The 14,288-nt window shown below is 26.6% G+C and carries 11 protein-coding genes and 1 pseudogene; 2 read left to right on the top strand and 10 right to left on the bottom strand.

Features of this window, described 5'->3' with window-relative positions:
- The coding region (locus E6A48_RS05030) for a glycosyltransferase (protein ID WP_219708966.1) at window positions 1-612 on the top strand (612 nt) is incomplete at its 5' end.
- Between the two features lie 4 nt (window positions 613-616).
- On the opposite strand, the gene E6A48_RS05025 is transcribed toward E6A48_RS05030, so the two are convergent.
- Window positions 617-1,900, bottom strand: coding sequence for a galactokinase (locus tag E6A48_RS05025; protein WP_219708964.1), 1,284 nt, complete (start codon window positions 1,898-1,900; stop codon window positions 617-619).
- Between the two features lie 134 nt (window positions 1,901-2,034).
- On the opposite strand from E6A48_RS05025, the gene E6A48_RS05020 reads away from it, so the two are divergent.
- Window positions 2,035-2,511: a hypothetical protein gene (locus E6A48_RS05020; protein ID WP_219708962.1), complete on the top strand. Its 477-nt coding sequence runs from the start codon at window positions 2,035-2,037 to the stop codon at window positions 2,509-2,511.
- Here the strand turns inward: E6A48_RS05020 and E6A48_RS05015 are convergent.
- The 9 genes and pseudogenes from E6A48_RS05015 to E6A48_RS04975 form a co-directional block, all read right to left on the bottom strand.
- A complete protein-coding gene (locus tag E6A48_RS05015) occupies window positions 2,508-2,915 on the bottom strand; it encodes a hypothetical protein (protein ID WP_219708960.1) in 408 nt (135 codons plus the stop codon). The two genes, E6A48_RS05020 and E6A48_RS05015, sit on opposite strands and share 4 nt — an antisense overlap.
- 27 nt (window positions 2,916-2,942) lie before the next feature.
- On the bottom strand, window positions 2,943-3,431 hold the full coding sequence (locus E6A48_RS05010; RefSeq protein WP_219708958.1) for a hypothetical protein: 489 nt from the start codon (window positions 3,429-3,431) through the stop codon (window positions 2,943-2,945).
- Between the two features lies 1 nt (window position 3,432).
- The gene (locus E6A48_RS05005; RefSeq protein ID WP_219708956.1) at window positions 3,433-4,575 is read right to left on the bottom strand and encodes a chemotaxis protein CheB; all 1,143 of its coding nucleotides are present in this window, start codon (window positions 4,573-4,575) and stop codon (window positions 3,433-3,435) included.
- Between the two features lie 12 nt (window positions 4,576-4,587).
- Window positions 4,588-6,555, bottom strand: coding sequence for an apolipoprotein N-acyltransferase (lnt, locus tag E6A48_RS05000; protein ID WP_258018545.1), 1,968 nt, complete (start codon window positions 6,553-6,555; stop codon window positions 4,588-4,590).
- Window positions 6,556-6,694: 139 nt separating this feature from the next.
- On the bottom strand, window positions 6,695-9,496 hold the full coding sequence (locus tag E6A48_RS04995; RefSeq protein WP_219708955.1) for a methyl-accepting chemotaxis protein: 2,802 nt from the start codon (window positions 9,494-9,496) through the stop codon (window positions 6,695-6,697).
- Window positions 9,497-9,651: 155 nt separating this feature from the next.
- Window positions 9,652-11,565 (bottom strand): flagellar hook-associated protein FlgK, encoded by a 1,914-nt coding sequence (gene flgK / locus E6A48_RS04990; protein WP_219708953.1) that lies wholly within the window; start codon window positions 11,563-11,565, stop codon window positions 9,652-9,654.
- 229 nt (window positions 11,566-11,794) lie between these two features.
- On the bottom strand, window positions 11,795-12,676 hold the full coding sequence (locus tag E6A48_RS04985) for a cation diffusion facilitator family transporter (RefSeq protein WP_219708952.1): 882 nt from the start codon (window positions 12,674-12,676) through the stop codon (window positions 11,795-11,797).
- Between the two features lie 78 nt (window positions 12,677-12,754).
- On the bottom strand, window positions 12,755-13,399 hold the full coding sequence (gene trmB, locus E6A48_RS04980) for a tRNA (guanosine(46)-N7)-methyltransferase TrmB (RefSeq protein ID WP_219708950.1): 645 nt from the start codon (window positions 13,397-13,399) through the stop codon (window positions 12,755-12,757).
- Between the two features lie 530 nt (window positions 13,400-13,929).
- Window positions 13,930-14,288, bottom strand: a pseudogene (locus tag E6A48_RS04975) (hypothetical protein); the annotation flags it as partial.

The raw sequence follows: 14,288 nt of genomic DNA, 5'->3' as shown, positions 1-14,288 counted from the left end.
ATAGAGATGTATGAAGAAACTAAAACTCCTATTATATATGGTAAAAGAATATCAAGAGAAGGTGAAACGTTTTTTAAAAAAATAACAGCAGCTATGTTTTATAGATTTATTAATTTACTTTCTGAAGTTAAATTTCCTGTTGATACTGGAGATTTTAGATTAATAGATAAAAAAGTTATAGAGGCGTATAAACAATTTTCTGAAAATCCTAAGTATATTAGAGGTTTGATTAGTTGGACTGGATTTGAGCAAAAACCTTTTGAATATAAAAGAGATGCTAGAATTGCCGGAGAAACTAAATATACATTAAAGAAAATGTTAAGATTAGCCACTACAGGTATACTATCATTTTCTACAAGACCATTAAGAATATCATTGTATTTAGGTTTAATTTCTATATTTATTGCTATAGTTTTTTCTTTAAGGGTGTTTTATTTGTATTTATTTAATCCTAGTGTTTTAGTTAAAGGTTGGGCTTCTACAATAATAGTAGTTCTTTTTATGGGTGGAGCTCAATTAATTTCTTTGTCTGTAATAAGTGAATATTTAGCAAATATGTTTAATGAATCTAAGAAAAGACCAGAGTATGTTGTAAAAACAAAAATATTATAATATTTTAAATTTCGCAAACAGGACTTTGTCTTACTCTAATTTTCATTGCAGAGCCTTTACCGAATATATTATCCATAAAGTCAGTGTATTCTTTTACTTTATCTAATGGTATTAAAGCTTGAATAGTGCCGGCAAAACCTCCGCCATGCACCCTTACAGCACCATCATTTTGTAGAAAATCTTTTGTCATAGCAATAGCTAAAGCAACTCCCATATTTTTAGTGCTTGTGATGGAATAACAGTTTTGAAGATACATGAAACTAGAAAGACCAGATTCATTCATAAGATTAATATATTTTTTTATGTTGTTTTCTTTGAGTGAGTTTATCTGCTCTACTACTCTTTCATTTTCTGTAATAAAGTGATAAGCTCTTAAAAATGCTCTGTCTCCAATCTCTTTTCTTATGTTTGAAGCATTTTCTAATAATTGTTGCTTTGTAATATCACGGCATACTTCTTTAGAGAAATATCTTGCAACTAAATTCATCTCTTCTCTTATAGCGGCATATTCATTAGTAAGCGAACTATGATCCCCCTTAGCATCTACTATCATAAGAGCATATCCAACCTTTTCAAAATCATATTCCACTTTATCTAATTTAGGATTATTGTTATCTTTGAAATCTATAGCCATAATACCGCCAATAGAACATCCCATCTGATCCATAAGCCCGCAAGGTTTTCCAAAATATTTGTTTTCAGCAAACTGTCCAATTTTAGCAATATCTACTTTTGATATTTTATCTTCATTATAAAGAGCATTAATTATCTCTCCAACCAAAGATTCAAAACTGGCAGAAGAACTAAGTCCGCTTCCTATTAAAACTTTATTTGTAATAGAAGCGGTAAAACCTCCCAATTTGTATCCCTTTTCTTTTATCCCAGCACATACCCCTCTAATTAAAGCACTAGATTTGCCATATTCATTTTTATTTATATTTAATTCATTTATATTTATGTAGTTTGGATTATCAGAATAGTCTGTGTAAATAACTATTTTTTCATCGTTTCTTTTTGATACCACAGCTAATTTATCTAAATTAATAGAAGCAGTCAATACACATCCGTTATTATGGTCAGTATGGTTTCCTGATAATTCTGTTCTTCCTGAAGCACTAAATATATGTATATCTTGACTATTATCTATATTTTTAAAATGATTTAATGCTGAAGTTAATCTTATATAAGCTTCTTTAATGGTGTTATTATCAGCACCATATATATTAGAAAATTGCTCATCAAGTTTGTTGTTTTTTAATAGTTCTTCTAATTGTGATATCTTATACATAAATTAATCCTCAAAAAATTTTATACTTATATAATAATATTTTTTTTATCAAAAATCAAATTGATATTTAATAAAAAAAAGTTCATTATCTTGTTTATTAATGAAATTATTATATAATAATAGAGGAGTAAATTATGAATAGAGATGAAATTATTATATGCAAAAATGAAAGCGATATAGTTGATGCTATTATGCAAGATGAAGATATTATATATATAGAGTCTTCTTTAGGAAAAAAAATATCTAATATCAAAAACACAGGTAAAATAGCTTGGGGTTTACTTATCGGAGGAGTTGTAGTTGCAGTAACAGCAATTATATCTTCCAAAACTTTAAGTAAAGGAAAAAGTGTATTAGTTTCATCATTAGCTACAATTCCTTCTTTGGGTGTGGCAATAGCATATATTGGTTTTCCTTCAACAATCTCTCTTTTACAGATTATGATAGATTCTTATAAAAAAAATGATGGTATTAGTGGTGCCAAAGATATAGTTTTAGCTTTAAGAAATAATTATTATATTGCTGAGTTTGATAGAGAAAAAATGACTCTAAAAAAAGTTTCTAACACTGAAGAAGTAAAAGAAGTAAAAATATCAGAAATAAAAAGTTAATTGTTTATAGGTAATTTATCTATACTTTCTATTTTCCATTTAGAAGATTCGTATATTAGTTTTATGTAGTAATAAGTAGGACTTAATTTTGTATTTCTTATAATATAGCTTCCTCTGTCATTTTGATTAGCATCAGCTGTTATGTAGTTTATTGTAGCAGAGTATTCTCCGTCATTTAATGATAGCATATTTTTAATAGAGTCATTATTTTTTAATATTATATTTTCTATATTGTTTATATTTTCTATATTAGAGTTTTTTTCTAACCATTTTATGTTTTCATTTATTATTTCATTTTTCATTTCTGTATAAAAAGAAAATAAACTTTCTTTTTTAATAGTATTAACATCATCAAGACAAGATACAGTAAATAAGCTTATTATTATTAAAATGATTTTTTTCATTTGTTATCCTTAAAAATATATTATTTTTTAATTAAAAAAGTTTATAGTTAAAATATTCCATTTATCATTTAAATATATTCCAACAATTTCAATAGAGTTTTTAGAGATTTTATTAAAAGAAGGATATTCTATCTGTGCTATTTTTATATCATCATATTCTCTATAAGTTATAGCTACATCATAATACCCGCCGTCTTTAGGCAAATAATTACAAAGAGCCTCTTCATCATCTGAAAATATTCTCTGATATATAGAAGCTCTATTTTTTATAGATTCTATAATATCTGCAGTTGTAAGTTCATATAATACATACATCTCATTTATTTTTTTTACAGTGTTTTCATCTAGATTAGTAACAATGTTTGATGTAAACTCTAAAGTATCTTTTGCAGATATTAATGTTGATATATACTTTTCAAACATATAAGCACCATATTCTGAATCTGCTTTATATTCTTTTTTGCAAGATGCTAGTACAAAAATAGTTATTATAATAAGTAAAAATTTTTTATTCATTTTAATATAATCCTTTTAATTTTATTGTTGTATATTGAACTAAAAAATCTGCTATATCATAAAGCGATATTATAAAATGAACAGCATTGTTTTCTATAGCACTTTTTGGCATACCAAATATAGTACTTGTAGTTTTATTTTGTGCTATGGTGAGATTTTTGTTATTATATAAATTAATCATTCCTTTAGTGCCATCATTACCCATACCTGTCATTATTACAGCTATTGCCTGGTCTTTTAAATTATCATTAATTGTATTAAATAAATGATTAACTGACGGTATATAGGGTAAATCTAGTTTTAAATCCGGTCTTAATTTTATTTTTATATTATCATTATCTAAATATATACCCATATTGTTTTCACCTGGGCAAATATATGCAAAGCCCGCTTTAACTTCCTCATTATCTTCTGCTTCTTTAACTGTAATCTGTGATACATCGTTTAAACCTTTTGCTAATGAAAATGAAAAATCTTTTGGTATATGCTGTGCTATTAATATTGGAATTGGGAAGTTTTTTGGTATAGATGGAATTAAACTCCTTAATGCTTTAGGACCGCCTGTTGATATTCCTATTGCTATGAGTTTTGGATTTTTAAAATCAGAATAGTTTATTTTTTTTATTACATCACTTACTCTATTTATATTATATGGAAAAGTATTTATTGTATTTTTAGGGATAACAGCATTTCTAAATAAATTATTTTTTATGTTTTCATCTATTTTTGTTTTATTTATTTTTATTTCTTCTTCTTTTTTAATATTTTTATTTATTATAATATTTGATATTTCATTTTCTATATATTCTGTTTTAGCATTCTTATTTATTATTTTAAATGCTCCCAGATTAAGTATTCTGCTATTTAAATCATCATTTTTATCTGTAGTTGATAATACTATTATTTTAGTATTGATATTATCTTTTTTTAATTGCTTAAGAAGTTCAGAAGCACTCATCATTGGCAGATTAAATTCTACAAATGCAAAATCTATTTTTTTATTTATCATAGTTTTGTATGCATCTATGCCATTATTTACAATATTATCTATCTTTACAGCAGGATTTTTCAGAAGTATTTTTTTTATATTATCAGAGATTTCGTTAGAATCTTCTGCTATTAATATATTGATAAATAATCCCATAATACACCAAAATTATTTATTATTTTTTTCATCTTCCTCTATAATTTCGTTTAAAGTATTAAATATTTCTGAAGTACTTTGGTCAAATATGCTTTGAGTATTTTCTTCTTTTTTATTTATATCATAAATATGTTTTTCATTGTCTGTATATTTAATATCTTTTTTATTGTTTTTTAATTTAGTTTTTTTAATTTGGTTGTATATTTTATCTTTTACTTTTTTATAAATATTTTTGATAACATTGCTTAATTTTATGATGAATAAAGCAACTATTCCAATAAAACATAATATTACAAACCATTCACCAAATCTAGTGTATATTGTAATCTTGTCATTTAAAGCTACATTAGCAATCATATAATCAGGTTTCCAGAAAGGAAGAGTAGATATTACTTTTCCGCTACTTGATATATGTCCAGTTACACCAGAGTTTCCATTATGTACTATATCTCTTCTATTTTCTATTGCTCTAAACACAGACATATAAAAATGCTGAAGTAAAGAGTTATCACTGTAAGACCAAGCATCTTCTGTGATAACTGCTATAGTTTGAGCTCCGTCATATGCAAACTGTCTTACAAAATCTCCGAAAGCACTTTCATAGCATATTATACCAGAAAATCTGTAGCCATTTGGATGTTCAAATACTGAGATTTTATCGCCTATTTCCCATCTGCTAGCTCCTGCTTTATCAAATTGTTCATATATAAGAGCTATGATGTTTTTAAATGGGAAAGTGTTTAGAAGAAACTTATTATTTTGAAAAGGATAAGCTTCTCCTCCTGGAACAAGTTTTATTTTTTTGTAGCTGTCAATAATGTTTCCTTGTTCATTTATAAACTCTATTCCATTATAATATTTATAAGGATTATATGCATTTTCATTTGTATTTTCTTCTATAATTGTTGTGCCTAATAAATGATGAGTTTGAGTATTTTTTATTGTATTATATAAAAGATATGTATTAAAAATTGCAGGGTATGTTGAGTTTGAAGCCATACCGTATTGAAACATTTCTCCATAACGAGATAGATAATAATTGTATGAATCCATTGTTACAGATTCTGGGTATACTATTAAAGAAGGCTTTGATAATGCTGCATCTGTTGCCAATTTGCATATTCTCTTTACTGATATAGTGCTATTTTGAGTGTATCCGTCTGGTTTCTCTTCACTTTGGAATTTTTCTGATTTTAATAAAAACCTTTCAGCAAGTCCTTGTATACCTGGTGAGTTTCTTTTATAAGGCTCTCCTGTATATATGCTGTTCCAAGGAATATTAGGGTCAAAAGATTTTTGTATAAGAGCCATTTTGGTTTTAGGCATAGAAACTCTTTTTGCCTCTATATAATTTACTTTTATTAAACCATATATCAAAACAATGAAAAATACTGCTACAGTTGCTATAGCTGGCAGAAAAACTTTTTTGTCTGATATTTTTTTGTTATTTTTTATGCTTTCAGATTTTTCTACATATAATATTAAATAATGAGTAATAATAGCATTAGATAAATAAATTAAAAAGCTTATGCCAAGCACACCTATAGTATCTGCTATTTGTATGAATGGAATGAAGTTCCACTGAGAATAACCTATAATACCCCAAGGAAAACCTAAATATCCAACATTTCTCATATATTCCATAACAGTAAACACTGCAGGCACTATTAAAAATCTTATATTAGGAAAAGTTTTTGAAAGATAACCGCTTATTATCATAGCAGGGAAATAAAACAGCAAAGTAAGCAAAAATAATATTGTAAATAAAGCTAAAAAAGAAACAGTAGCCTCTGTTTCTTTAAGCATAAAAGCTGCCACCCATACAAGCAAATAACCAAAAAATACTATTACAAATAAAAAAGATGATAATACATAATATCTAATTTTATCAGCTTTATATATAATAATATTTAGTGGAAATAGAGCTATAAATGCCATAGGGAAGAAATTAAGCGGGGGAAAAGCCAAAGTTAAAAGCATAGCTGCAGAAATGCTTAATATAATTATTCCAGAAGTATACGAATTGCTTTTAGTAGTCACTTTTATAATTTCCTAATTTTTTTTGTATATATTATATTGTATAATATCAAAAATATCAAAATATTTAATAGATTAATATTTACCATTTTAAAACGAATTCAGTATAAAGTTCTCCATCTTTAATAGATTTAGTTATCTCTAAAGAAGATTTAACGTGCGTAATAGAACCCAATAGTAAAGAAGACCAAGCCATTAAAGATAGCTCCAATATTTCAGGGTTTCCTGTAAAGTTTTTCATATGAGCTACTAATAGTCTTTTTCTGCTTTTAATAACTTCAATTCTAACAGGGTCATGTATCTCTTTAAATATTACCTCAGCCACATAACGTAAAATATAATATCTAGGCACGAATAATAATATTATATTAAAGTATTTAGGTATAAGTCTACTATAGTGATATTCAGCAATATCTCTTATACCGGCATTATCCCCATCATAAAACAAATCACATACAAGTTTGTGAGGGTTATGGAAACCAGCCATAAAAGGATACCATTCTTTTATAGATATATCGTTTTTAAATATTAGTGAAGAAGCAGGTTCCATAGCAGTAAGCCATTTTTGATAACCATCTTCTCCAAATTTCTCTCTTACAAAATCTTTTAATATTATTAAAGATATTCCTCTTACCCTTTGTGTTGTAGTTGCTGAAGAGGATTTTGTATTTATAGTATATTTAGATATTTCGTCATTTAAATCTGTTAATATTTTATTATTATCATTTGCAAATCTAGTCATTGTGTTTGCATAAGTAGAAAGCTCATTAGAGTTAGAATATATTTTATCAATATTTTCGTATATAGCATTTGATGTAGTTCTAAGCTTAGCCATAGATTTAGAAGCACTAACAGATAAAGTATTTAAAGTATTAATATTATTTTTTATATCTCCTAATTTGCTTGCCACATTGATATATTGTTTTTTAATATTATCACTTGAACTAGATATTGTAGTAATTGAATTAACTATTTCATTAATAGCTTTTAATTGTTCAACAGAAGAGTTGTGTACGCTTCCCATTATCTCTGTAACTTCTTGTACATCTCTAGCCAACATATCAAATTGTGCAGTAGACTCTGTTAAATCATTACTTGTTACTATTATTTTTTCTTCTATTGTTTGTAATACTTTATTAGCATTATCAGCTTGTTCGTTTGAAACTTCTGATAATTTTCTTATCTCTTCAGCAACTACAGCAAAACCAGAACTATATTTACCAGCATGAGCTGCCTCGATAGCTGCATTCATAGCAAGTAAGTTTGTTTGATGTGCTATGTTTCTTATTGAACTTACGAAATTCGATATAAAACCTAAAGCATTTCTTAAATCACTTGTGGCTGTTGATGTAGCTTGCATTTTCTCTTTACTTTTCATTGAAGCTATATGTAATTCTTTTGCCTTATTAGAAGCATTAAATATTATATTATCTATACCTTCTATAGTTTTAGACATTTGTTCTACAGATACAGATATTTGATCTATGCTGTCGCCCTCTTTTATTATTTTTTCTTGAAGTTCTTTAGTATCTCTATCTATTTCATCTATATTATTAGAGTTAATATCTATGTATTCCAAAATATTTTTATTACTGTTTTCTACTATTTCTAAGTTATTTAATTCTTCGTTAATGTTAGTTTTAATATTTTCTATTGAATCATTTATATTATTTATTATATCAGCATTTGAAGATATTTGGTTTGTAAATCTATCACTTTGTTTTTTAGATATAGATATTATTTTTTTGATACTTGCTATAGTAGCTTGGAAATTACCACTTAATATTCCCATCCATCTTGTTATTTCTGATACCTCATCCCCTCCTGAAAGTTCTGGTATATCAACGGATAAATCTTTATTATTAATAGAATCGCCTACTATATCAGAGATTCTAGTTAATGATGAGAATATTAATTTTATAAAAAATCCTATTATAATAGCAGATATAACAAATACCATAATAATAGTATAAACTATAGACCTATTCATATAACTTATCTGTGAATCATAATAAGAATTAGGTATAAGCATAACTATATTTAAAACATCAGATATGCTTTTTATATAAACTCTATAATCTTTACCGTATATGTTTACATTTTCTGTTACTATTTCATCTTTAGCTAAATTTGAATTGAATAATTGATAATAAACAGGATATATAATATCAAGTTTACTTTTATTTAATCTATTATCTTTAGAATTAATAATAGTTAAATCATTTTTATTAATAATTAATAATTCAGATGAATCTATATCAAAAATATTTTTTATTTCGCTAGTATTAGTGTAGTCAAAAAACAAGGCAACATTAGCAACACCAATAATAGTATTATTTTCAATAATAGTTTTAGATATATTAAATAATGTTCTATTAAACATAGAAGACAAAAAAGTCTTATAATATACATCTGTAGGGGAATAAGTATTTAAATTGCTCCATATTCCATTTGCATCATTAGTTATAATTGTAAAATTAGTTGTTTTTGTATTGATATTATATGATTTAGGAAGCTCATTAAAACCTAAAGTATAATTTGGTATAAATAGAATACTTAACATTCTATCAATATATGGATTTGATTCATTAATATTTTGCATTAAAAAGTTTGAAGCATTATCGTTTAAATATGTATCAGTTCTTCTATCTACTGTATTAAATGTTAGGGCGGACCTATATGATAATTTATTGACTTCTTCTTGAGATGCGTAGAATTTATTTTCAAAGTTATTAGCTATGATTTTGAAATTATTATTCATATTATCATCAATAACTTTATAGAAAGTTTCTATATTAAGGTTGCTGCTTAAGAAGTTAGAACTAATAGCAACAAAAGCCATTACAGCAAATATCATTAAAGTGATACGAAGTCTTATACTCATTTTTTAAAATGCTCCTACTATATTACTACTAATCTCGGAATAACTAAGTATATTTTTTAGTATTATACAATATTTAATTATACAATACTTAAATTAAAAAAGCGATATCCATAAAAATAGATACCGCTTTGTTTATTGTATTTTTAGAAGATGTTTTACACACCCATTCTGTTTATTACCACATCAAGAAGCTGATCCATAACACTAACAACTCTTGCAGAGGCATTATATCCGTGCTGATACATTGCCATTTGTGCTACTTCTTCATCTAAATTAACCCCAGAAACTGATTGTCTTAATTTTTCAAGATATTCCATAACAATAGTTTGTTTTTCGCTTTCAGAATTTGCTGTTTCTGTTCTTGAAGCTATTTGAGAAATACTTCCAGTGTAAAAATCATTAAATGTAGATTTGCTATCCACCATTATTTCTTTATTTTTCAAATTAGCTATAGCCAAAGCATTAGAACCATCACCAACGCCATTCCATTTATCATTGAAACCATTGCCTGTAGTATCTATACCTTTTGAAGCTGCTATATAATTAACATCATTTCTTATAATATCATTTACACTAATTGCAGCAGCAGGGTGTTTTTCTGGTGTTACAGTAAAGTTTCTGAAATCTCCAGCTAATTGATTAACCTGATTTGTAGTTTGCCAATTATAAGCACCATTAGCTCCAGACTGATTTAATAAACCAGATATGCCAACTAAAAAGTCTCCAGAATCTTCTATATGCTTAATAAAATATGAAGGCTTAACATAATCATCAAAACCTTTAGCTTTTAATACAAGTCTGTTATTATCATCTAAATAAGCTGATACATTAGCATCGCTTGAGTTTATTCTGTCTATTAATTCCCCAACTTTCATTTGTGCAGTATAATCTATAGCAACATCAGCACCTTCTCTTGTTTTGCTTCCAAATACCAATGTTCCAGAGCTTCCTATACTAGCATTAATATCAACACTATTTACACCGCTCACCTTAAACATTATAGTAGAATCTTCAGTGCCGTCATTATTTAAATCATAGTTTCCTATAACAGAAGGAGTTTGTTTATTCATAGTAAAGAAATCAACTCCTGTTTCCTGATTTAAACCAAAACCGCTTCTGTGTATTTCGTTTACACTGTCAGCTAAATTCATAGCTAAAGTGTCTAAATCATTTATAGCATCAACAGTGTCCACATCTCTAAGTTCTAATAAAGCCTTTAATTCTCCGCCCTGTAAATTAAGCTGTACATGGTCATTTTCCCAATAAACATCAAACATGCCTTCATTAAGAGCACTTCTCTCTAAAGTTAATTTGTTCACCACATTTCCCTGTATTAATGAACGGCTTCCTATGTAAATCATTGTTTCATCAGGGTCAATAGATTTTATATCAACATTAGCCAAAGAAGATAATTCATCTAATAATAAATCTCTTTTGTCTAATAAATCATTAGGACTCTGACCCAATGCTTCTTGTTTAACTATAGCAGTATTTAAGCTTCTAATAGAGTTAGCTATATCATTAATTCTATTAACTTTATTTTCTACAAGAGCATTTAAATTATTTCTCATGGAATCCATTTGATTATACATTTGATTGAATGAGTTATTTATTCTATCAGCTCTCTCTACTAATGTCATTCTTGTACCTCTTTCAGCAGGGTTAACGCTCATCTCCTGCCAAGCGTCCCAGAATGCATCCAAATCATTTCTCAAGTTATATTCACCAGGCTCATTATATATAGCCTCTAATTGCTGTAAATAATTGTTTTTTGTTTTCCAATATCCATCGCTTCCGAGTTCTACCATTATTTTTGAATCTATAAACTGGTCTCTTAATCTCTCTATTGTAGTTATTTCAGCACCTTGACCTATTTGTCCTGCACGTTCTGCTCTGTTTAGACTAGGCTCTTCTAAAGGCTTATCGAATGTACGCATTACTACTCTTTGTCTGCTGTATCCTTTAGTGGCTACGTTATTTATATTATGTCCTGTTACTTCTAATGCTGTTTTGAAGTTTTGAAGGGATCTTTTACCTAATTCTATGCCAAAAAATGAGCTTGTTGACATTATTATGCTCCTTAAAAAATAGTTTACTACTAATACTTTACTTATCGTAAGTTTTTAATTTTTAATTAGTTTTTTTTATTGTTATTGTAACATAAGGTAACATAATAAATATATATTATGTTAAATAGATATGCTTAAAATGTTTCAAATATGCTATTTAACAATTTATAAATGATGTTTCTTATATAAAATATAATAAAAACAAAAATAAAATTATATTTTAATATATTTAATTCTTATAGCATTCTATATGTATAGTAGATTCTATATTCATTTTATCTCTTATAGATTTTTCTAAAACGCTTACTTTATTATGAGCTTCTTCTACAGTCATATCTTTTGGAAAACGCATATGGAATGTTATCTCTGTATGGTCGCCATATGTATGTATATGAAAATGATGAAGATTTGAATTATCATTATTTATATTAAGTTCATTAGCTATGCTGTTAATATCTTTAATAATATCATCTGAAGGGTATTCTCCTATTAAAGGCTCTATACTTGATTTTATAACATCGAAAGCGGCATAAAAAATTACAAGTGAAACTAATATACTTAATACGCTATCCATCCACCATAAATTTTTTCCTACCAATATACCAACTAGTATGATTATAGAAGTAATGCTATCGCTTCTATGGTGCCAAGCATCTGCATACAATGATTTTGAGCCAGATTTTCTATATCCCCAAAGTGAATACTGTGCTAATAATTCTTTAACTACAATAGAAATTATCATAGCAACAATGGCTATTATTGTAAATGAAGCAGTTTTTTTATTTAGAATATTTTTTATAGCCTCAGAAAAGAAACTATAGCCTATAAACACAAGCATAATACCAACAATAAAACTAGTTATAAGCTCTATTCTGCCATGACCGAAAGGATGTTCTTTGTCTGCTGGTTTTTTAGAAAATACTCCGCCTATGATAACTATAATGCTACTTATGCAATCGCTTAATGAATGCCATGCATCTGCCATTATAGAAAGTGAGCCTGTAAGCATTCCTACTATATATTTAAATGCAAATAATAATACATTTATAATTACTGATACTATTCCTTCTATTATCATATATTTAGATTTTTTTTCATTGCTTATATTCATTGTTTTTTACCTTCATTCATTTTTTAAACTATTTTAAATATAATGAATTTAAATAAAAATATCAATAAAAATTATATATCAAGACTTTTTATGTGCGAAAAAATATATATTATGCCCTATAGCCCTCATTTTTTCTTCATAAAGTGTAACGCCGTATCCTTCCAAACTATGAACATAATCTTCATTTAGAATATTTTTGAAATTACTATCTTCCTTGTATATAGGGTTCATTATTTCAAGTGCATAATTATCATCATCTGTAACAGAATAAAATATACCATCATCTTTTAAAAGCGGATGCATTTTACTTAAAAATTCTTTATTAAATATTCTTCTATGTGCATGTTTTTTCTTTGGCCAAGGGTCTGGAAAGTTTAAGTATATTTTATCAAAATAGTATTTATTTTTAATATAATTATCTATTACATTATTAGCTTCGCCGAATATAATAGTAAGGTTTTTTATATCTCTTTTATAAGCTTTAGATATTGCTTTTTTGGCTGCCTTAAAAGAATATTCTATTCCTACAAAATATTTATCTTTATTGTTCATAGCAAGCTCTACTATAAATTTACCGTTTCCGCTTCCTATTTCAAGCTCCAAGTTTTTGATATTTGATAATCTATTTTCTAGTTCTTTTACTATAATATTTTTATCTTCTGTATTAAAATCATCTATCAAATAAAAATTAAGTATTTCTTCATTTAGGTTTAAACTTCTCAAACTATAAACTCCTAGTAATTTTATTTGAATGATATATTAATTAATCTTTATGTCAATATATATATATAAAGAATAAAATAAGCGTTATAACGCACGGTAAGCGAATTTTTTTATTTAATTAAATTTGCATTTCTAATTAATTTACGGACAAAATTTTATTTACCGTGCGGTTAATAGGTTTTTAAATTTAAAAACAACTAGGGTGGGAATTTATATTACAGTGTAAATAAAAAAGAAAAGTAATACAAAAATATCATATAATTTAAAAATCCTAGAGGGTGGGGAGTATGGATAAAATTTTAATTACATACCCCGCCCTTTATTTTTTATAGCATATTTTGAAATTTTAATTTAAATTATTTTTTATTGATTAATTAGGAATGTTAACGCCCGCCCAAGTTTTTATTAAGAACAAAATCTATTTACCGCACGGTAAGCGGATTTTGTTTTTTAATTAAATTTGTATTTCTAATTAATTTACGAACAAAATTTTATTCACCGTGCGGTAAGCTCTTTTATAAATTTAGAAACTAAAATAAAGCCTTCATAGCAATATAGTATCTTCCATCAGTTGAGCCTTGAAAACCAAAGTAAACAGGGTCAAATTTTACATAAGCACTATATTCTAAACAAAATAAATCTTTACTTTTATCAAATCTATTTCTGTTATCATTATCAACAGGTATATAAAATAAAGGACGTATAGCAATATTAAGCATTTTCCATTCAAGACCTAACTCAAATCTTAAATAATGAGCATCATTATCTCTCCAAGTATACTCTCCAAGCATATTAAGCCAAAGCTGATTATCCAAGAAAGGTACTTTACCCATAGCATAAAGCTGTATTATATGATGAGTATAATCATTAGAATAATTAATATTATTAT

Source organism: Brachyspira pilosicoli (genome assembly GCF_019402445.1).
GTDB lineage: Bacteria > Spirochaetota > Brachyspiria > Brachyspirales > Brachyspiraceae > Brachyspira > Brachyspira pilosicoli_B.
Note: the sequence above shows the minus strand (reverse complement) of the source record. Positions and strands in the feature narration are given on the sequence as shown.

Bases quoted from the DNA above. Each gene is read 5' to 3' on its own strand.
- E6A48_RS05010 (WP_219708958.1), bottom strand. From the start codon at position 3,431: ATGAATAAAAAATTTTTACTTATTATAATAACTATTTTTGTACTAGCA.
- E6A48_RS05015 (WP_219708960.1), bottom strand. From the start codon at position 2,915: ATGAAAAAAATCATTTTAATAATAATAAGCTTATTTACTGTATCTTGT.
- E6A48_RS04995 (WP_219708955.1), bottom strand. From the start codon at position 9,496: ATGAGTATAAGACTTCGTATCACTTTAATGATATTTGCTGTAATGGCT.
- flgK (WP_219708953.1), bottom strand. From the start codon at position 11,565: ATGTCAACAAGCTCATTTTTTGGCATAGAATTAGGTAAAAGATCCCTT.
- E6A48_RS05020 (WP_219708962.1), top strand. From the start codon at position 2,035: ATGAATAGAGATGAAATTATTATATGCAAAAATGAAAGCGATATAGTT.
- E6A48_RS05025 (WP_219708964.1), bottom strand. From the start codon at position 1,900: ATGTATAAGATATCACAATTAGAAGAACTATTAAAAAACAACAAACTT.
- E6A48_RS05005 (WP_219708956.1), bottom strand. From the start codon at position 4,575: ATGGGATTATTTATCAATATATTAATAGCAGAAGATTCTAACGAAATC.
- E6A48_RS04985 (WP_219708952.1), bottom strand. From the start codon at position 12,676: ATGAATATAAGCAATGAAAAAAAATCTAAATATATGATAATAGAAGGA.
- lnt (WP_258018545.1), bottom strand. From the start codon at position 6,555: ATGCTTTTAACTTTGGCTTTTCCCCCGCTTAATTTCTTCCCTATGGCA.